We start from the raw sequence: 21,939 nt of genomic DNA, 5'->3' as shown, positions 1-21,939 counted from the left end.
TGCACCGCGAGGCCGGAGGTCGGCACCGTCACGTACCCCCCACTTTGTTCTCCCCTCCCCTGCGCAGCGGGGGAGGGGCCGGGGGAGGGGGCCAGTCCGCGGCCACGCGAATCCACGCCGCCCGCGCCGATGTTCTCACCCCTACCTCTCCCGGTAGGGGAGAGGTGGCGAGCCTAGGCGAGCCGGAGAGGGCGCGATGCCGGAGAGGGCGCGATGCCAGGTGAGGGCTCCTAATCCCCCTCCGCGCCGCCAACCTCCGCCAGCAGCGCGGCCAGCTCCTCGTCGCTGAGCTCGGCCAGCTCGGCGTCGGCGTCCGCCAGCACACCCACGCCCAGCGCCTCGATCTGCGCGGCGAGCGCGGCCACGGTGGGGTGCTCGAAGATCGCACGCACGGGAAGCTTCACCCCGAACGCCTGCTCCACGCGCGACAGCACCTGCGTGGCCAGCAGCGAGTGCCCGCCCAGCGCGAAGAAGTTGTCGTCCGCCCCCACGCGCTCCGCGTTCAGCACCTCGCCCCAGATCTCCGCCAGCACCTGCTCGGCGGCGGTGCGCGGCGCGACGAACTCGGTGCGCTCCGCCGCCTCGTCCGGGTCGGGGAGCGCGCGCAGGTCGAGCTTGCCGTTGGCCGTCAGCGGCAGCGCGTCCACCCGCACGAACGCGGCGGGCACCATGAACTCGGGAAGGCGGCCGCGCAGGTGCGCCCGCAGTTCGTCCGCGACGTCGCCGGCCTGCGCGTGGGTGGCGACGTAGGCCACCAGCCGCCGCCCGCCGTCCGCCGCCTCGCGCGCGACGACGGCCGCCTCGCGCACCGCGGGGTGCGCGGCGAGGGCGGCCTCGACCTCGCCGGGCTCCACGCGGAAGCCACGGACCTGCACCTGGCGGTCGGCGCGGCCGGCGATCTCCACCGCGCCGTCGGGGCGGTAGCGGCCCAGGTCGCCGGTGAGGTAGACGCGGTCCGCCTCGTCGCCGGTGAGCGGGTTGGCGCGGAAGCGCTCGGCCGTCAGCGCCGCATCGTTCGCGTATCCCGCCGCGAGGTACGGCGTGCGCACCGCGATCTCGCCCGGCTCGCCCACGCCCGCGAGCGTGTCGCCGCGCATCACCAGCAGCTGCACGCCGTCGATCCCCCGCCCCACCGGCACGCGCCCGGCGCCGTCCATCTCCCGCGGCACGCGGTGGTAGGCGACGGCCTGCGGCGTCTCCGTGGCCCCGTAGAAGTTCACGATCTCCACCCCCGGCGCGAGCGCGCGCAGGCGGTCGACGTCGTGCCCGTGCAGCACGTCGCCGCCGAACGCGGCCAGGCGCAGCGCGGGAAGGCGCGCATCCCCCGTCGCCAGGAGCTGGCCCATGGCGGGGGTGAGGTGGGCGATGGTGATGCCCGTCTCCGCGAACCACGTCGCCAGCCACCCCGGCTCCGCGATGCGCGCGGGGTCGGGGATGCAGAGCGCCGCGCCCGCCGCCAGCGGCGCGAAGACGTCGCGCAGCAGCGGGTCGTGCGCCAGGCCCGAGAGCATGGAGATGCGGTCGCCGGCGCGCGGCCCGAATTCGTCCGCGTACCAGCGGAAGAAGTGCGAGAGCGGCCCGTGCGTTCCCGCCACGGCCTTCGGCGTGCCCGTCGTCCCCGAGGTGAAGACGAGGTACGCCAAGTCGTCCGCGCCCACCTCGATTCCCATGGGCTCCGCGGAGATGGACGCGAGATCCTCCGTCTCTCCCAACACGAGCGTCGGGAGATGCTCCGCCGCGCGCCGCAGCTCGTCCGGGAGCGCGCCGGCGGCGGAGATGGCGATCACCGCGCCCGGCGCCGCGGCGGCGAAGCGCTCCGCCAGCCGCGCGGCGGGATAGGCGGGATCGAGGATCGTCCACGCTGCGCCCGCCTTCGCGATCCCCAGCATCGCCACGGGGAGCCACGCGTTGCGGTGGGCGTGGACGGCGACGACGTCGCCCTTCCCGATCCCCATCTCCATCAACCGACGGGCGACGCGGTTGCTCGCCGCGTCCACCTCCCCGTACGTCCACGTCGCCGCCGCGTCGACGATCGCCGCCGCCTCGGGAGATGCGGCCGCGCGCGCGGCGAAGGTCTCGTGCACCGCGCTGGACCAGCGCGCGGGGAGCGGCGTCGCCGGGTCGGGGAGGACGGGCGCGGCCGCGTCCGTCCGCAGCGAGATGGCGTCGAGACGGAGCGCCGGGTCGGCCGCGGCCTGGCGGAGGACCGCGCCCAGCTGCCGCATCATCTCCGCGATCCGCTCGCGCTCGAACAGGTCGGCGTCGTACGCGGCGGTGAAGGCCAGGCCCGCCGGCGTCTCCTGCACGTAGAGCGTCAGGTCGAACTTGCTCCCCACCTCGAGCTCGTCGGCCCAGTTGCGGATGGCCAGCTCGCCGCGCCCGGGCTCCACCGCCTCGCGCGCGTGGCCGAACGAGCCCTCCAGGTTCAGCATGTTGAACATCACCTGGAAGACGGGGGTGCGGCTGAGCGTGCGCTCCGGTTTCAGGTCCTCCAGCAGCCGCTCGAAGGGCACGTCCTGGTGGGCGTACGCGCCCAGCATGGTCTCGCGCACGCGCTGCAGCAGCCCGGCGAAAGTCTCGCCGCCGTGCCAGCGCGTGCGGATGGCCAGCGTGTTGAGGAAGAGGCCGACCATCGGCTCGGTCTCCATCCGCGTGCGCCCGGCGATGGGCGTGCCCACCACCACGTCGTCCTGCCCCGCGAGGCGGCCGAGGACGAGCTGGAAGGCGGCGAGCACCGTCATCGCCACCGTGGCGCCGTGGCGGGCGGCCAGCGCGTGCACGTCGCGCAGCAGGTCGGGCGGAAAGGCGCCCGCGTGCGAGCCGCCGCGGTGGCGCTGCACGGCCGCGCGCGGGTGGTCGGTGGGCAGCTCCAGCGCGGGGGGCGCGCCGGCCAGCTGCGCCGTCCAGTACTCCACCTGCTGGCGCACGCGCTCGTCGGTCAGCCAGCGGCGCTGCCACACGGTGTAGTCGGCGTACTGCACCGCCAGCTCCGGCAGCGGCGACGGCCGCCCTTCGCGGAACGCCTCGTACAGCGCCACCATCTCGCGCGTCAGCAGCCCGTGCGACCAGCCGTCGGTGACCGCGTGGTGCACGTCCAGCAGCAGCACGTGGTCGTCCGCCGCCAGCCGGACCAGCGAGACGCGGTAAAGCGGTCCGCGCTCCAGGTCGAACGGCGTGGCGGCCTCGACGTTGGCCAGCCGCCGCGCCTCCTTCTCCGGATCGGGGTGGCGGGAGACGTCGGTGACAGGGATGGCGACCGGCGCGGGCGCCATCACCCGCTGCACCGGCTTCCCTTCGACGAGGGCGAAGACGGTGCGCAGCGGCTCGTGGCGGCGCACGATCTCGGTGAACGCGCGCTCCAGCGCAGCCAGGTCCAGCGGCCCGCGCAGCCGCATCGGCGTCGCCAGGTTGTAGAGCGCGGACGCGGGATCGAGCTGCTGCAGGAACCACATCCGCTCCTGCGCGAAGGAGACGGGGAGGTCGCCGTCGCGCGGCACGGGAACGACCGGGTCGTCCGCGCCGGTGCCGGCGCGCACCAGGCCGTCCACCCGCGCGGCGAGCTCGGAGAGCTGGGGAGATTCGAAGAGCGCGCGCAGCGGCAGCTCCACCCCGAACGCGGCGCGGATGCGGCCGGCCACCTGCGCGGCCAGCAGCGAGTGCCCGCCGAGCTCGAAGAAGGCGTCGTCGGGCCCCACGCGCGACGCGCCCAGCAGCTCGGCCCACACGGTGGCGATCATCTCCTCCGTGGCCGTCAGCGGCCGCGTGGGCCCGCTTCCCACCGCGGCGGGCGCGGGGAGGGCGGCGCGGTCGACCTTGCCGTTGGGCGTGAGGGGGATGGCGTCGATGGGGACGACGACGGACGGCACCATGTGCTCCGGCAGCGTCCGCGACAGGTGCTCGCGCAGCGCGGGGGTCGAGACCTCCGCGCCGTCCGCGGCGACGACCCAGGCGACCAGGCGCCGGTCCGCGCCCTCGCCGCGCGTGTCGGCGGCGGCGGCGCGCACGGCCGGGTGCGCGGCCAGCGCGGCCTCGACCTCGGCCGGCTCGATGCGGAAGCCGCGGACCTTCACCTGGCGGTCGGCGCGGCCCAGGAACTGGAGTGCGAGAGTGCGAGGGTGCGAAGGTGCGAAAGTGGTTTCGTCGCGCGAGGAGCCGCTTTCGCACTCTCGCACCTTCGCACTCTCGCACTCCGTCCACCGCACCCGGTCCCCCGTCCGGTACAGCCGCTCGCCGGGGACGAAGGGATCGGGGACGAAGCGCTCGGCGGTGAGCGCGGGCGCGCCCAGGTAGCCGCGCGCCACGCCGGGGCCGCCCAGGTACAGCTCGCCGGGGATGCCGGGGGGGACGGGGCGCAGCCGCTCGTCCAGCACGTACGCCCGCGTGTTGGCCAGCGGCCGGCCGATGGGGATGTCGCCCGCGTCCGCGTCCTCCCGCGTCACCACGTGCGTCGTGGCGAAGGTCGTCGTCTCCGTGGGGCCGTAGCCGTCGACGATCTCCGTGTCGGGGAGCAGCTCCATCGCCCGGCGCACGTGCGCGGCGGAAACCACGTCGCCGCCGGAGAGGAGGCGCCGCACGCCGCCCAGCCCCGGCGCGCCCGCGTCCACCACCTGGTGGAAGAGCCCCGAGGTGAGCCACATCTGCGTCACCCCGTGCCGGGCAGCGAACGCGCCCAGCTCCGCCGGCTCGGGCAGGTGCGGGGGATGGACCGCCAGCGCCGCCCCGCTCAGCAGCGCGCCCCACACCTCGAAGGTGGAGACGTCGAAGGCCACGGGGACGAACTGGAGGAACACCTCGTCCGCCGCGAAGCGCGCGTACGATTGCCCGCGGACGAGACGGACGACCGCGCGGTGCGGCACCGCCACCCCCTTCGGCGTTCCCGTCGACCCCGAGGTGTAGAGGACGTACGCCAGGTTCTCCGGCGCGACCTCGACGTCCGCCAGATCCCCATCCCCCAGCGCGGCGATGCGCTCGCGCTCGGCGGCGAGGGAGAGGACGCGCACGCCGTCCCCCCGATCTCCCGCTCCCTCCCGCGTGACGACGACGGTGACGCCGGCGTTGCGGCGCATCAGCGCGCGCCGCTCGGCGGGATAGACGGGGTCGAGCGGGACGTACGCAGCCCCCGCCTTCAGCACCGCCAGCAGCGCGACGACGAGGTCGGGCGAGCGCTCCATCGACACGCCGACGCGGTGCTCCACGCCGACGCCCAGCTCGCGTAGCCGCCGCGCGATGCGGTTGGCGCGCGCGTTCACCTCCGCGTACGTCAGCCGCGCTTCATCCGTCAGCAGCGCGGGCGCATCGGGCGTTGCCGCGGCGTGCGCCTCGAACAGGCGGTGGATGGGCGCGGAGGGGATCTCCGTCTCCATCCCGATCCCCAGCGCCGCCATCTCCTCCATCTGCGCCGCGGGCATCAGCGGCAGCGCGTCGACGGCGCGCGACGGGTCTTCCAGCGCCGCGGCGACCAGCGAGGTGAACGCCCGGGCGAAGCGCGCGGCCGTCTCCGGGCGGAAGAGGTCGGCGCTGTAGACGAGAGAAGCGTACATCCCGTCGCCGCTCTCGTGCATGTTCAGCTCGAGGTCGGTCTTGGCGCTGGCGACGGTGCCGGCGAGGTGCTCCACGCGCAGCCCTTCCATCTCCCCCGCGCCGTCGGCGGCGGCGTTCTGCAGCGAGAACATGGCCTGGTAGAGCGGCGTGCGGGCCAGCGAGCGCTCCACGCGCACCTCGTCCACCAGCCGCTCGAAGGGCACGTCCTGGTGCGCGAAGGCGTCGAGCACGTCCTCGCGCACGCGCGCCAGGAAGTCGCGGAAGGGCTCGCCCGGGCGCACGGTGCCGCGCAGCACCAGCGTGTTGACGAAGAGGCCGATCAGCCCCTCGGTGCGCGCGTGCGTGCGCCCGGCCACCGGCGATCCCACCAGCACGTCGTCCGTCCCCGCCAGCCGGGTGAGGAGGAGCTGGAAGACGGCGAGGAGGACCATGAACGGCGTCACGCCCTCCGCGTTGGCCACCTCGCGCAGCCGGGCCACGGCGCCGACGTCGATGGTGATGCCCACCGAACCCCCGGCGAAGGTGCGCACCGGCGGGCGTGAATGGTCGGTGGGGAGCTCCAGCACGTGCGGCGCGCCGTCCAGGTGCGCGCGCCACCACGCCACCTGCCGCTCGGCCGCCTCGGCGCTGGCCGCGGAGCGCTGCCAGGCGGCGAAGTCGGCGTACTGCACCGGCAGGTCGCGCAGCGGCGACGGCAGCCCGCGGCTGAACGCGGAGTAGAGCGCCGCCAGCTCGCGGTACAGCACGCCCAGCGACCAGCCGTCGGCCACGGCGTGGTGCATGGCCAGCACCAGCGCGTGGTCGCCGCGCGCGATGCGGAAGAGGCGCGCGCGGAAGAGCGGCCCGGCGGCCAGGTCGAACCCGGTCCCCGTCTCCTCCGTCACCCGCCGCTCGACCTCGGCCAGCGCGGCCTCGGGCCCGTCGGCGGACAGGTCCTCGAGCGGGAGCGGGAACGCGGTGAAGGGGCGGATGCGCTGCGTCGGCCGTCCGTCGACCTCGGCGAAGGTCGTCCGCAGCACCTCGTGGCGGCGCACCAGCTCGGCCACCGCGCGGCGCAGCGCGTCGAGGTCGATGGCGCCGCGCAGGCGCATGGACGAGGAGACGACGTAGCCCGCCGTGCCGGGGTCCATCCGGTCGATGAACCAGAGCCGCTCCTGCGGCAGCGACGCGGGGAGCAATCCGCCGCGCGGCACGGGGACGATGTCGCCGGCCACGGCCGCGAGCGGCGGCGCGGCGGCCGGCGCCAGCGTCTCCCCCGCGGACGCGTCGTCCGCGCCCTCGACGTCGGCCACGAGCAGGTCCTCGATCACCACCGCCAGGGCGCGCAGCGTGGGGTTCTCGAACATCTTCCGCAGCGGCAGCTCCACCCCGAACGCGGCGCGCACGCGGGAGACGACCTGCGTGGCCAGCAGCGAGTGCCCGCCCAGCGTGAAGAAGGAGTCGTTGGCGCCCACGCGCTCGCGCTTCAGCACCTCCTTCCAGATCTCCGCCAGCGCCTCCTCGGCCAGCCCGCTCGGCGCCTCGTCGGCCGCGGTGTCCTCGGGGGCCTGGGGATCGGGAAGCGCGGCGCGGTCGACCTTGCCGTTGGGCGTGCGCGGCAGCGCGCCGAGCGGGGTGATGGTGTCGGGCACCATGTAGTCGGGCAGAGACGCGCGCAGGCGCTCCTTCAGCTCCGCCGGGGTGGGGGGATTGGACCCACCGACGTACGCCGCCAGCCGCATGTCCCCCGTCTCGGCGGGACGCGCGACCACCACGGCCTCGTCCACGCCGGGGATGGCGAGGAGGTCGGCCTCGATCTCGCCCGGCTCGATGCGGAAGCCGCGGACCTTGACCTGGAAGTCGGCGCGGCCGAGGTACTCGAGTGCGAAAGTGCGAGGGTGCGAAGGTGCGAAAGTGGTTTCGTCACGCGATGAGTTGCTTTCGCACTCTCGCACTTTCGCACTCTCGCACTTTCCATCTTCCACCCACCGCGCCAGGTCGCCGGTGCGATACATCCGCGACCCCGCAGGGCCGAACGGGTCGGGGAGATAGCGCTCCGCCGTCATCGCGGGATGGGCGCGGTAGCCGCGCGTCACCCCGTCGCCCGCAAGGTACAGCTCGCCGCGCGCGCCGAAGGGGACGGGGCGCAGCAGGTCGTCGAGCACGTACGCGCGGCTCCCGGCCACCGGACGGCCGACCAGCACCTTCTCCGTGCCGCGCGGGACGATCCATGAGCACGAGTAGGTGGTGTCTTCCGTGGGCCCGTACTGGTTCTCCACGCGCGTGACGCTGGGGAGCGCGTGCACGGCCGCGGCGATCGCCGGGGCCAGCGGCTCGCCGCCGAGCGCGAAGGTGCGCACGGTGGACGGCACGCGCCCCATCCGCGCCAGCTCGGCCGCGGCGCTGGGCACCATGCTCGCGCGCACGACGCCCGCATCATCCCCCAGCTCGGCGAGGGAGAGCGCGTTCTCCACCATCACCAGCCGTCCGCCCCACGCCAGCGTGAAGAAGACCTCGGCGATGGAGACGTCGAAGGAGACGGAGGTGGAGAGGAGCACGCCGCGCAGCTCCTCCTCCGGCACCCACGCGCGCAGGTGGTGCAGGAAGGCGGCGGCACCGCGGTGCTCGATCTGCACCCCCTTGGGCCGGCCGGTGGAGCCCGAGGTGTAGATGGTCCACGCCAGGTTCTCGTCCAGCGCGAGCGGCGGTGGGTTCTCCGCCGATTCGCGGGCGATCTCCTCGCGCGCCGCGTCGACCAGCAGCACGCGGGCGTCCGTCGCGGGGAGCGCATCCTCCGTGCGCCGCTCGGCGATCACGACGCGCGCGTCCGCATCCCCCAGCATCCACCCCAGCCGCTCGGCGGGATAGGCGGGGTCGAGGGGGATGTACGCGCCTCCCGCCTTCAGCACCGCGAGCAGGGCGACGACCAGCTCCGGCGTGCGCTCCAGGCACACGCCGGCCGACGCCTCGGGCCCCACGCCCAGCGCGCGCAGGCGGTGGGCGAGCCGGTTCGCGCGCGCGTTCAGCTCCGCGTAGGTAATGCGATCGGTGCCGTGCTGCAGCGCGACCGCGTCGGGCGTGCGCGCGGCGGCGGCCTCGAACAGCGCGTGCACCGTCCCGCCGCGGGGGAAATCGATCGCCGTCTCCGCGAGATGGACGACGCGCCGCGCCTCGTCCGCGTCCAGCACCGCCAGCGACGCCATCGGCCGTTGCGGGTCGTCGGCGATCTGCTCCAGCACCCGCGCCAGCCCGCCGAGCACCGTCCGCACCGACGCGGGGGCGATGCGGGTGGGGTCGAAGGTCGCGGTGACGCGGAACCGCTCCGCCGACGGCGCGGCGACGAGCGACAGCGGGTAGTTGGTGCGCTCCGGCGAGTCGGCGGCGGTGACGAGGAAGCCTTCGTCGTCCTCGTCCGCCTCGGCCTCGAACTCGGCGCCGCCGCCCTGCTGGAGGGCGTCGACCGGGTAGTTCTCGTAGACCAGCAGCGTCTCGAAGCGCCCGCCCTGGCTCCACGCCTGCACCTGGGCGAGCGGCGCGTGCTCGTACAGCCGCGCCTCGTTCTGGCGGCCGTGCGCGTCCTGCACCCACTCCGCCACCGTCCCCGCGCGGGGCACGCGCACGCGCACGGGGACGGTGTTGATGAACATCCCCACCATCTCCTCCACCCCCGGCAGCTCGGGGGGGCGGCCGGAGACGGTGGCGCCGAACACCACGTCGCGCTCGCCCGAGTACGCGGCGAGGACGGCGGCCCAGGCGCACTGCCACACCCCGCTCGCCGTGGTCCGCATCCCGCGCGCGGCGGCGTCGACGGCGGCGGCGAGCGACGGCGGCAGCACCACCGTCTCCTGCGCGTGGCGCTCGGAGGGGGCGCCGGCGCGCGACGGGTCGCGGTCCAGCGGCAGCGGCGTGGGCGCGTCGACGCCCGCCAGCCGCCCGCGCCAGAACGCCTCGGCCGCGCGCTCGTCCTGCTGCTTCAGCCAGGTGATGTAGTCGCGGAACGGCCGCCGCGCGGGAAGCCGCGGCAGCTCGCCGTGCGCGATCCCGTAGTAGAGCGCCGCGAACTCGCCCAGGATGATGGGGAGCGACCATCCGTCGAACAGGATGTGGTGGATGTCGAGCACGAAGCGGTGCTCGTCGTCGCCGACCTGGTAGAGGCGGACGCGCAGGAGCGGCGCCCTGACCATGTCCACCCCGCGCGCGCGGGACGCCTCCATCTCCTCGCGGTAGCGGCGGTCGCGCTCGGCGGCCGACAGCAGGCGCCAGTCGGCGAAGGTGAACGGCACCTCGGCCTGGCGGTAGACCACCTGCAGCGGCTGCGGCACCCCTTCCCACACGAAGCCGGAGCGGAGCGCCGGGTGGCGGTCGACCACGGCCTGCCACGCGCGGCGGAACGCGTCCGGGCGCACGTTGCCGCGCAGGGTGAAGCCCATCTGCTCCAGGTACGCGCCGGTCCCCGGCGAGTAGAGCGTATGGAAGAGCATCCCCTGCTGCAGCGGGGAAAGCGGGTACAGGTCCTCTACGTTCTTGCGATTCATATCACGTCATCGCGACCGGCGTCGTCGCGTCGGCCGATCTGGTTGATGGTGTCACGCAGAGCAGCAGAGGGAGCAGAGAACTTCCTCTGCTGCCTCTGCTCCTCTGCGTGAGCCCATTTCTTTTTGGATCACCCGCCCAGCTGCGCCATCAGCGCGTCGAGCGATGCCTGGTCGAGGCCGGCCTCGGGAAAGTCGGACGGGGTGAAGCCGCCCGCGCCGCCTTCGCGGCAGTGCGCGATCAGCGCCCGCAGCGCAGACGCGTACGCCTCCGCCAGCCGCTCCACCGTCTCGCGGCGGTAGACGGCGGTGGAGTGCCAGAACGCCATCCGCAGCCGCCCGCCCGCCGTCATCCCCTCCACGGCAATGCGGTGGCGCCGCTGCGCCCGCGGCGACCGCACCGCGCCCGCCGGCTCCTCTGCCGGCACCAGCAGCGGCGAGCGGTCTCCCTGCGCGCTGCCGTCCACCTGCCCCAGGTAGTTGAAGCTCACCTCCGGCCGCGCGCGCGACGCCAGCAGCGCGCGGTCGGCCGGCTCGCCAATCCAGCGCAGCATCCCGTAGCCGATGCCGCGGCGCGGGACGGCGCGCAGCGTCTCCTTCGCCGCCTTCACCGTCGCCCCCACGTCGCCCACGGCGCGCAGGAGGACGGGATACATCGTCGTGAACCAGCCCACGGTGCGGCTGGAATCCACGTCCTCGAACAGGTCTTCGCGGCCGTGCCCCTCCAGCTCCACCAGCGCCTCCTCGCGCCCGGTCCACTCGCGCAGCGCGATGGCCAGCGCGGCCAGGAGCGCGTCGTTCACCTGCGTGCCGTAGACGGGCGGCACCTCCTCCAGCAGCGCCCGCGTCTCGGCCTCGTCCAGCTCCACGGCCACGGCGTCCGCGGCGCCCTCCACGTCCTCTCCCTCCGCGTCCACGGGGAGCGGGGGGAGATGGGTGGGGATGCCGCTCCAGTAGCCCGTCTCGCCGCGGACCTCGGGGGTGCGCGCGAACGCCGCCAGCCGCCGCGCCCAGTGCGCGTACGACGTGGTCTTGGGCGGGAGATGGGGATCCGATCCGGCGGCCAGCGCGCGGTACGCCGCCTCCAGATCCGCGAGCAGCGGCGGCCACGAGACCGCGTCGACGACGAGATGGTGCGCGGCGACGAGCAGCCGCTGCGGGCGATGCGCACCGCAGTCGAACAGGGTGATGGAGATCACGGGTCCGCGCTCCACGTCGAGCGACGCCTGCGCCTCCGTCGCCCGCGCGGCGATCGCATCCGCCAATGCCGCGTCGGAGACGTCACCCAGATCGACGACGAAGACGGGGGACGGGCCGCCGGGCGCGTCGAAGCGCTGCGTCCACCCGTCGCCGGTGCGGACGAAGCGGGCGCGGAGCGCGTCGTGGTGCGCCAGCAGCGCGTCCGCCGCCCGCGCGAGGAGATCCGCGTCGATGCGCTCCGTGGCGCGGAGGAGGAACGCCTGGTTCCAGTGGTGCGCGTCCGCGAGGTCCTGCGCGAAGAACCACGCCTGCACGGGCGTCAGCGGCGCCTCGCCCGTCACCGCGCCCTGCTCGGCGACGACGACGGGCGCCGTCCCCGCGACCGCGGCCAGCTCGGCGACGGTGGCGTGCGCGAAGATCTGGCGCGGCACGATGCGGATCCCCTCCTGCGCCGCGCGGAGGATGACCTGGATGGAGAGAATCGAATCTCCCCCCAGCTCGAAGAAGTTCTCGTGCACGCCCACCCGCTCGCGCCGCAGCACCTGCGCCCAGATCCGCGCCAGCGCCTCCTCCACCGCGTTCGCCGGCGCGTCTCCCTCCGACGCGGCGGCCGCGGGCGCTTTCTCCGCCGCCGGCTCGGGGAGCGCGGCACGGTCCATCTTCCCGCTCGTTGTCGTCGGGAAGGCGTCCATCGCCACGAAGGCCGCGGGCACCATGTACTCGGGGAGGCGCTCGCGCAGGAAGGCGCGCAGCTCGGCCCCCGTCGCGGCCTCCGCCCCCGGCGCGGCCACGGTCCACGCCACCAGCCGCCCGTCGCGCACGGCCGCGGCGGCCTCGAGCACAGCGGGGTGATGCATCAGCGCGTGCTCCACCTCGCCCGGCTCGATGCGGTGGCCGCGCACCTTCACCTGCGTGTCGAAGCGCCCGTGGTATTCGAGTGCGAAAGTGCGAGGGTGCGAGGGTGCGAGAGCGGATTCGCCGCGAGACGAAGCATCTCCCGCGTCGTTCCACTTTCGTACCTTCGCACTTTCGCACTCTCGCACTTCCTTCCACCGCACCCGATCCCCCGTGCGGTACATCCGCGCGCCGGGGACGCCGGAGAACGGGTCGGGGACGAAGCGCTCGGCGGTGAGCGCGGGGCGGCCGCCGTAGCCGCGCGCCACCTGCGCGCCGGCCAGGTACAGCTCGCCGAACACGCCCGGCGGCACCGGCTGCAGCGCCGCGTCCAGCACGTACGTGCGCGTGTTGGCGACGGGGCGGCCGATGGTCACCGGCGCACCGGGCGCGCACACGCCGGCGGTGGCGTAGACGGTGGCCTCGGTGGGGCCGTAGATGTTGCGGACGGTGCGCACCGTCCCCGTGGCGTACAGCGCGTCGACGAGGGTGTCGGGGAGCGCCTCGCCGGCCAGGTTCAGCGTGGCCAGCGACGGAGGGAGCGCGCCCGCGCGCAGCAGCTCGGCGGCGGCGGTGGGCACCATCACCCCCATCCGCACCTCGTCCGCGCCGGGGAGCCCGACGAGATCGAGCGCGTTGCCGACGAGGACGAGCCGCCCGCCGTTGCACAGCGTGTCGAAGATCTCCGCCACGGAGACGTCGAACGAGGTCGACGTCGAACCGAGCACCACCGCGCGCTCCTCGTCCGCCACCATCTCGCGCATCCACCCCAGGAGGTTCGAGACGGCGCCGTTGGGGATCTCCACCCCCTTCGGCGTCCCCGTCGACCCCGAGGTGAAGAGGACGTAGGCGAGGCTCGCCGGATCGATCCCGATCCCCAGATCCCCAGAATCTTCATGGGAGATTTCATCGCCGTGCGCGTCGACGAGGACAGGCGCGAGGCCGTCGGACGCGATCGCCTCCCATCGCCCCGAGGTGGTGACGACGAGCGGCGCGCCGGCGTCCGCCAGCAGCGCGCGGATGCGGGCGGGGGGATACGACGGGTCGAGCGGCACCCACGCCGCCCCCGCCTTGGCGACGGCGAGGAGCGCGGCGATCAGCTCCGGCGTGCGCTCCAGGCACACGCCCACGCGCACCTCCGGCCCCGCCCCCAGCGCACGCAGCCGCCGCGCGAGCCGGTTCGCGCGCGCGTTCAGCTCCGCGTAGGCGAGCGTCGTCCCCTCGTGCGTCAGCGCGGGCGCGCCGGGCGTGGCCGCCGCCTGCTGCTCGAAGCGGCGGGCGAGGGGGAGGTACGGGAGCTCGCGGTCGGTCGCGTTGAAGTCGCCCAGGACGGCGCGCCGCTCGGCCTCGTCGAGGATCGACAGCTCGGAGAGCCGCGCGTGCGGCCGGGCGACGGCGCCGCGCATCAGGTTCAGCATGCGCGCGCCGAACGCCTGCATGCTGGGCGCGTCCCACAGGTCGGTGTTGTACTCCAGCATGGCCATGAGGCCGTCGCCGGCCTCCATGGTGCACAGCATCATGTCGAACTTGCTGACGCCGGTGTCCACCAGCGACACGCTGTTCTCCGCGTAGACCGGCTGCGGGTCGAGCGGCGTCACCATCCCGTCGGCCGAGGCGCGGTGCACGCCCACGAACACGTGGTGGAAGAACATCACCTGGAACACCGGGTGCCGGCTGAGGTCGCGCGGCAGGTCCAGCTCGTCCACCAGCTTCTCGAACGGCAGGTCCTGGTGCGCGTCGGCCTCGAGCACGGCGGTGCGCGCGCGGAGGACCAGGTCCATGAACGTGGGGTCGCCGGCCACGTCCATCCTGAGCGCCGCGGTGTTCACGAAGTAGCCCAGGATCTGCTCCAGCTCGGCGCGGCTGCGGTTGCCCAGCAGCGTGCCGACGACGATGTCGTCCTGCCCCGACAGCTTGTGCAGCAGCGCCATGAACGACGCCATCAGCACCATGTTCAGCGTCACCGTCTCGCGCGCGCACAGCTCGCGCATGGGCAGCGTGACGTCGGGGGGGATGTTGAAGCGGTGGAAGGTCCCGCGGTGGCTCTGCTCCGCCGGGCGCGGCCGGTCGGTGGGCAGCTCCAGCGCGGGCGCCCCCGCGAGGAGGTTGCGCCAGTAGTCCACCTGCTCCTGCAGCGTGTCGCCCGAGAGCCAGCGGCGCTGCCACACGGCGTAGTCGGCGTAGCGCAGCTCCGGCTCGGGAAGGTCCAGTTCCAGCCCGCGCACGAAGCGGCCGTACGCGTAGTCGATCTCGCGGTTGATGATGGGCATCGACCACCCGTCGGTGGCGATGTGGTGCACGGTGGTCACCATCACGTACCGCTCTTCGCTCACGCGCAGCAGGGTGACGCGGTAGAGCGGGCCGGTGGAGATGTCGATGGGCCGCGCGCCCTCCTCGGCCACCAGCGCGTGCACGTCCTCGCCGGCGGCGACGCGATCGCGCCAGTCGAACACCTCCACGCGCGCGGGATAGGGCGGGAGGACGATGGACCTGAGCTCGCCGTCGACCATGCGGTAGACGGTGCGCAGCGTCTCGTGGCGGCGCACCACCGAGGTGAGGGCGCGCTCCAGCGTGGGCACGTCCACGTCGGCGCGGATGGAGATGGCCAGGGGCACGCTGTACATGGGCGAGCCGGGGTCCATCTGCGCCAGGAACCACATCCGCTCCTGCGCGAACGAGAGCGGGAACACGGGCCCCTCGCCGGCGCAGCGGGTGACGGCCTCGCGCGCGCGGTGCGAGCGCGCCTGGCCGCGCAGCCGCTTCTCGAGCAGCGCGCGCTTGGCGTCGGAGAGTCCGGCCTTGCGGTTCAGCAGGTCCTGCATGGTCCTATGGCTCGCGTCAACGTGATCGTTCCACAGCCGAAATCGTCGAATCCTCGATCCTGCGTCTGCCGGGGAGACGTCCCGGCCCTGCTCGCGTACGTCTCCGCGGCCGCCCCCCTCACCCTGCGCCTTAGAGCGCAAGCCCTCTCCCGATAACGGGAGAGGGTAGGGCTCCCGTCTGCCGCCCCGCCTGCGGTGCGGTCAAACCTCCGGTGCACCGCGAGGCCCGTGGGCTGCTCCATCGCGGCCCCCACGCTTTGTTCTCCCCTCCCCTGCGCAGCGGGGGAGGGGCCGGGGGAGGGGGCCGCTCGCGGCCGCGCGACCGCCCGCCGTCCGAACCGAATCCGACCCCGCGCTGAGGTCTCCCCCTCCCCCAGTCGGTTTTGGGGGAGGGGGCGGGGGGAGAGGGCCTCCGCGCCGCGCCGGGCACGATGCCTTTCCCCCGCGTCTCCCTCTATCCCCCAATCTCCCTTATCCCCGCCCGTTCCTACGCCCCCACGTCCACCCGCACGTACTCCGGGAACGGGGCGATCGTCGCCAGGTCGTGCTCGAAGAGGATCATCTCGCCGCGGCGCTCCACCTCGCGGAAGCCGCCGAAGCGGTAGGTGACCTCCATCATCCGGTTGCGCCCGTTGGGGACGAACTCGGCGCGCAGCTTCGCCCCCTCCGCCTTCGCCAGCTCCATGATGTGGCTCATCATGATGGTGCCCACCCCGCGGCTCATCACCCGGCAGCTCATCAGCAGCAGCTTGACGGTCCAGAACTCCGTCGTGGTCTTCTCCACCAGCGCCAGCCCGATCTTCCCGTAGGTGCCGTAGCGGTCCTCCAATCCCGCCACGAGAAGGACGTGGCCGGGCGAGGTGCGGAAGGCGTCGAGCTCGTCGTAGCCGTAGGTGTAGCCGGTGGTGTTGAGCTGGTTGGTGCGCACCGTCAGCTCCTCGGCGCGCTGCAGGTCGTCCACGCTGCACGGCCCCAGGGTGAAGCGCATCTCCAGTGTGCGCAGGAACTCCTCGCTGGGCCCGGCGAAGCCCTCCTCGGCCTGCTGCCGCTCGATGTCGGCGCGGTACATCTCGCGGCGCCGCCGGCTGTCGTCGGTGATGAACTCGGGGTTCATCTCGGGGAGGTCGAGGAGCCCGGCGAGGTCGGCCGCGTCCATGGTGCGCACCTGCGGGCAGGCGAACGCCACCTCCTCGCGCTCGAACGGCTGGTCGTCGATGAACAGGAAGGTGTCGAGCCCGATGTTCAGCTTCTTGGCGATGCGCTCGACGTTCTGCCCCTTGGCGTTCCAGTCGATCTGGGGATGGAGGAAGAAGTCGGCGATGCCGAGCGCGCGCAGCCGCTCCATGGCGCGGTCGTGGTCGTTGCGGCTGGCGATGGACTGCAGGATGCCACGCTCGTCCAGCGCGCGGATGATGTCCAGCACGCCCGGCCGCAACTCGACGTTGTCGTCCTCGAGCAGGATGCCGTCCCACACCGTGTGGTCCAGGTCCCACACGACGCACTTCACCCCCTTGGGCTTCTTGGCCTTCTCCGTCATCGTCGTCGGCGCTTCGTTCGTGGTGATGCTCATCGTCTCGTCTGCTCGGTCGTGTGCGTCGGCGGGAACAAGGCCCCGCGTGATCTCATCGGTGATGCGGACGCCTGCGCGGCCGCGGAACCCCTCACCCTGCGCCTTAGAGCGCAAGCCCTCTCCCGATAACGGGAGAGGGTGGGCGTCCCGTCTGCCGCCCCACCCGCGGCTCGTTCACAGCCTTTGGTGCACCGCGAGGCCGGACGCAAACAGACTGCTGCTGTGCGGCCCCCGTCCGCCCTCTCCCCGCGCCTTAGAGCGCTCTCCCTCTCCCGTACCGGGAGAGGGTGGGGTGCCATCTGCCGCGCATCTTGCGGCTCGTTCAGAACCTCCGGTGCACCGCGAGGCCTGTGGTCGGCTTCCGTCTCTCCCCCGCGCTTTGTTCTCCCCTCCCCTGCGCAGCGGGGGAGGGGCCGGGGGAGGGGGCCGCCCGCGGCCGCGCGAATCCCCGCCGCCCGAGCCGATCTCCTCACCCCTACCCCTCCCGGTACGGGAGGGGTGGCGAGCCTAGGCGAGCCGGGGAGGGCGCGATGCCGCGCCGCACATCAATTCCCGTCGCGTCGGCCAAGCCGGGGCGGGCGAGCCGGGGAGGGCCCGCCGGGGAGGGCTACCCCGCCACCAGCTCCTCCGCCTCCTCGTCCGTCAGCTCCTCGATCTCCGCGAGGATGGCCTCCTCCACCAGCACGGCCAGCCTGGCGATGGTCGGCGCCTCGAAGATCACCTTCAGCGGCAGCTCCAGCTCGAACATGTCCTTCAGCCGCGCGATGATCTGCGTCGCCAGGAGCGAGTGCCCGCCCAGCGCGAAGAAGTCGTCGTGCACCCCCACGTGGTCCACGCCCAGCAGGCTCTGCCACACCTCGGCGATGCGCTCCTCCGTCTCCGTTTCCGGCGGCGCGTACTCGGTCGTCAGGTCGTCGGGCCGGGCGTAGCGCTGCGCCGGCGCGGCGGCCTCGGCGGCCGGCTCGGCGCTGCGGCGGACGCGCGCCTCCAGGTCGCCCGTCGACACCAGGACGTTCGGCTCGCCCGCCAGCGCGAGGACGCGGCCCAGCGCGGGGGCGACTTCGTCGGGCGTGATCCACAGGTCGTCGCCATCGGCGAGCGGCGCGGCGGCCCAGCGGTCCCACGCCACGCTCGTCCACGGCGCGCCGGAGCGGGCCGCGCGCTGCGCCCAGGCGTCGGCCAGCGCGTTCGCCATCGCCACGCGCACGCGGCCGGGGCTGCCCAGGACGCCCGCGAGCGACGACTCCAGCAGCACCCACTCCGGCGCGCGGCCGGCGAGCGCGCGCTCCAGCGCGGCCAGGCGCTCCCGCAGCGTCTCGATCTCCAGCGCCCAGCCGGCGGGGTGCACCTCGTCGGTCGCGGCCAGGGTGCCGAGCGTGCCGGTGCCGAGCTCGTGGATCACCCCGTCGATCCGCCCCCAGCGCTCCTCCACGCGGCGGAAGCCGGCCTCCAGCTCGTGCACGGCGTCGGCGCGGTCGGTGATCATCTCCACGCCCGCCTCCCACAGCCCGCGCACGGCCATCCCCGCGGCGTACACCGGGTTGTCCGGCGCCACCATCCTCAGCAGGAAGTCCAGCTCGCCGCGTCCGGGTACGCGCGGATCGAGCACCGCGATGCGCACGCCCGGCGTCCGCGCCAGCGCCGCGGCCAGCGCGGCGCCGCGCCCCTCCATCCCCCCGACGAAGACGTAGACGCCGCCTTCCTTCGCCGCCGCCGGCCGCTCCACGCGCGCCGCCCGGAAGCCGCGCGCCCAGCGGTGCCGCCCGCGCAGCGCCACGACGGGCTCGTCCGCGTCCGCCAGCACCTCGCCGGCGAGGCGGGCGGCGAGCGCGGGGTCTTCGCCCACGACGTCGACGCCGCGGCAGGCGAGGCCGGGGTGCTCCTGCTGGACGACGCGCAGCGCGCCCAGGATCGCCGCCGCGCGCGGGTCCATCTCCTCGTCGCCGCTCACCTCCTGCGCGCCGCGGGTGACGGCGACGACGCGCGCCTCCACGCCCGCGTGCGCCAGCGCCGCCGCCAGCAGCAGGAAGGCGACGGGATCGTTGGAGACGTGGACGACGACGCGCGGCGGATCGTCCTTCACCGCGTCGGCCAGCGCGCGGAAGTCCTCGCGGTGGTCGGCGCGCAGCGTGAAGCCGTCCGCCGTGTGCGCGAACCTGTCCCCCGGTCGCGCGGAGACGAGCGGGCGGCCCGTGCCCAGCAGCTCGATCGCCAGCGCGTCGCCCAGCGCGCCGCCGTCGGTGATGAGCAGCACGCGCCCCTCGTCCGCCGCGGGCGTCGCCGCGCGCGTGCGCGTCCACGTCGGCACGTACGTCCAATCCGCCGGATCGGTGCGCTTCCCCTCCGCCCGCGGCGCGATGGAGAACGCCGCGTCGTCGGGCGCGTCGACCCAGTAGCGCTGCTTCTCCCACGGATAGGCGGGAAGATGGACCCGGCGGCGGCGCTCCGGGCCGCGGAACGCGCCCCAGTCGGCGGAGACGCCGGCGAGCCAGAGCCGGCCCAGCGCCTCCAGCAGCACCGCCTGGTCCGGCCGCCGGTCGTACGCGAAGCGGATGGAGGGGACGATGGCCGCGGGCGCCTCCTCGCCGTCCCCACCCGGGCGCTGGCGGACGAAGGTGCCGAGCGTCTGGCCGGGGCCGACCTCCAGCAGCACGCGGCCGGGCTCGCGCAGCAGCTCCCCGATCCCCTCCGCGAAGCGCACGGTGCCGAGCATGTGGCGCGTCCAGTACGCCGGGTCCGTCGCCTCCGCGTCCGCCAGCCACGTCCCCGTCACGTTGCTCACCATGGGGATCTTCGGCGGGGAGAGCCGCACCGCCGCCGCGAGCCGCGCCACCCCATCCGCCGCGGGCGCCATCATCGGCGAGTGGAAGGCGTGCGTCGTCGGCAGCCTGCGCGCGACGATCCCTGCATCTCCCAAACGCTTTTCCAGGATGGAGATGCCGCTCTCCGGCCCGGCCGCCACGCACAGCCCCGGCGCGTTCACCGTCGCGATCCCGACCCCTTCGGGGAGATGGGGACGGAGCGCGTCGGGAGAGGTGGAGACGGCGAGCATCACCCCCCCGGGAAGCGCGTCGATCAGCCGCGCGCGGCCGGCGACGAGGCGCAGCGCATCCTCCAGCGAGAGCACGCCGGCGATGCACGCGGCCGCGTACTCGCCCAGCGAGTGGCCGATCACCGCGTCGGGGACGATCCCCCAGCTCATCCACAGCCTGGCCAGCGCGTAGTCGATGACGAAGACGGCGGGCTGGGCCACGTCGGTGCGGTTCAGCCGCGCGGCCGCGGGGTTCGGCTCGTCGCGCTGCAGCATGCGGCGCAGGTCGATGCTCGTGGACGGCGCCGCGTCGGACGGCGCGTCGCCCGCGAACACCACCTCGCGGAGGTCGAGGTCCAGGAGCGGGCGCAGGATCTCCGCGCAGCGGTCCACCTCGGCGCGGAAGGCGGGCTCGGCCTCGTACAGCCCGCGCGCCATGTTCGGGTAGTGATCCCCCAGCCCCGGGAAGAGGAAGGCGACCGACGGCGTGTTCGCCTCCGCCACGCCGCCCGCCACGCGCCCGGGGACGGCGCCGCGGAGGATGGCCGCCGCGTCCTCGCCCGCACGCACCACGGCGACGCGGCGGTGCGAAAAGGCGCGCCGCCCCTCGCGCAAGGTAAAGGCGACGTCCGCGAGGGGGAGGTCGGGATGCTGCTGGAGATGGTCGGCGAGGCGCGAAGCCGCCGCGTCCGCCGCCGCCCCGCTGCGCGCGGAGACGGCGAGGAGCTGCCACGGCCGCGACGGGCCGGAGGGCGACGTCGCCGGCGCCTCTTCCAGCACCACGTGCGCGTTCGTCCCGCCGATGCCGAACGAGCTGACGCCCGCGCGGCGCGGATGCCCGTCCGTCTCCCACCCCTTCGCGACGGACGGGACGTAGAAGGGCGACGACGGGAGATCGAGCCGCGGGTTGGGCGCGGTGAAGTTGACCAGGGGTGGGATCTCGCCGTGCTCCAGCGCCAGGACGGCCTTGATGAAGCCCGCGATCCCCGCCGCGGTGTCGAGGTGGCCGACGCTCGTCTTCACCGCGCCGAGCGCGCAGAAGCCGGTGCGGCGCGTCGACGCGCGGTACGCCCGCGTCAGCGCGGCGATCTCGATGGTGTCGCCCAGCTCCGTCCCCGTGCCGTGCGTCTCCACGAAGCCCACGGTGTCGGGGTCGACGCCCGCCAGCGCCAGCGCCTCGCCGATGACGGCGGCCTGGCCTTCCACGCCGGGCGCGGTGTAGGCGACCTTGGCGGCGCCGTCGTTGTTCACCGCGCTGCCGCGGATCACCGCGTGGATGGCGTCGCCGTCGCGCAGCGCATCGGCCAGGCGCTTGAGCACGACCACGCCCGCGCCGTTGCCGCCGATCGCCCCGGCCGAGTGCGCGTCGAAGGCGCGGCAGTGGCCGTCGGGAGAGAGGATGCTCCCCGGCGAGTACATGTAGCCGCTCTCGGCGGGAACGTTGACGCAGGTGCCCCCGGCCAGCGCCAGGTCGCACTCGCCGCGCAGCAGCCCCTGCGCCGCGAGGTGGATGGCGACGAGGCCGGTCGAGCACCCGGTCTGCACGGAGACGGCGGGCCCGCGCAGGTCGAGCTTGTACGCCACGCGCGTCGCCAGGAAGTCGGGCGCGGAGCCGAGCTTCACCTGGAAGGCGCCGGCGGCCATGATCTCGGCGTTCGCGCGGACGCGGTCGCCATACCCCGCCCCCGCCGCGCCGGCGTAGACCGCCACGGCGCCGGGAACGCGGCCGGGCTCCCACCCCGCGTCCTCCATCGCCTCCCACGCCACCTCGAGGAAGAGGCGGTGCGCCGGCTCCAGCGTCTCCGCCTCGCGCGGGCTGAAGCCGAAGAACGCGGCGTCGAAGTGCTCCACGTCGGAGAGCTTCCCCGTCGCCTTGACGAAGCTGGGATCGGCGAGAACGGCATCCGGGAAGCCCGCGGCGCGCAGCTCGTCGTCGGAGAAGAAGGTGATGCACTCCTTCCCGTCGCGGAGGTTGGCCCAGAACGTGTCCAGGTCGTCCGCCCCGGGAAAGCGCGCCGCCATCCCGATCACCGCCACGTCGAAGTCGCCGCCGGGCGATGCGTCGGCGGTGGTCTGCTCGATTGCCTGCGTATCGATCATGCTCATCACACTGTGCTCTTTATCGTCTCCAACTGTGAATCACGTCGCCAGCGCCGGCGCGGCGGCCCTCTCCCCGCGCCTTAGAGCGCTCGCCCTCTCCCGATAACGGGGCCCGTACCGGGAGAGGGTGGGGTGCCATCTGCCGCGCGTCTTGCGGCTCGGTCAGAGACTCCGGTACACCGCGAGGCCCGAGGCCGACCGACTGCTGCTGTGCAGCCCCCGGTCCGCCCTCTCCCCGCGCCTTAGAGCGCTCGCCCTCTCCCGTACCGG

The 21,939-nt window shown here is 74.1% G+C and carries 4 protein-coding genes; all 4 read right to left on the bottom strand.

Annotated elements, in window-relative coordinates:
* Positions 1 to 230: 230 nt before the first annotated feature.
* Positions 231 to 10,055 carry an amino acid adenylation domain-containing protein gene (locus VF092_09335; protein HEX6747476.1) on the bottom strand — a complete coding sequence of 3,275 codons (9,825 nt, stop codon included), beginning with the start codon at positions 10,053 to 10,055 and terminating at the stop codon, positions 231 to 233.
* A 128-nt stretch (positions 10,056 to 10,183) separates the two neighbouring features.
* Complete coding sequence (locus VF092_09330) at positions 10,184 to 14,968, bottom strand: amino acid adenylation domain-containing protein (protein ID HEX6747475.1); 4,785 nt, start codon at positions 14,966 to 14,968, stop codon at positions 10,184 to 10,186.
* A 487-nt stretch (positions 14,969 to 15,455) separates the two neighbouring features.
* Entirely contained in the window at positions 15,456 to 16,538 is a 1,083-nt protein-coding gene (locus VF092_09325; GenBank protein HEX6747474.1) for an HAD-IIIC family phosphatase, read from the bottom strand.
* A 607-nt stretch (positions 16,539 to 17,145) separates the two neighbouring features.
* On the bottom strand, positions 17,146 to 21,675 hold the full coding sequence (locus tag VF092_09320) for a beta-ketoacyl synthase N-terminal-like domain-containing protein (protein HEX6747473.1): 4,530 nt from the start codon (positions 21,673 to 21,675) through the stop codon (positions 17,146 to 17,148).
* Positions 21,676 to 21,939 lie beyond the last annotated feature (264 nt).

This window comes from Longimicrobium sp. (assembly GCA_036377595.1).
Classification (GTDB): domain Bacteria; phylum Gemmatimonadota; class Gemmatimonadetes; order Longimicrobiales; family Longimicrobiaceae; genus Longimicrobium.
Note: the sequence above shows the minus strand (reverse complement) of the source record. Positions and strands in the feature narration are given on the sequence as shown.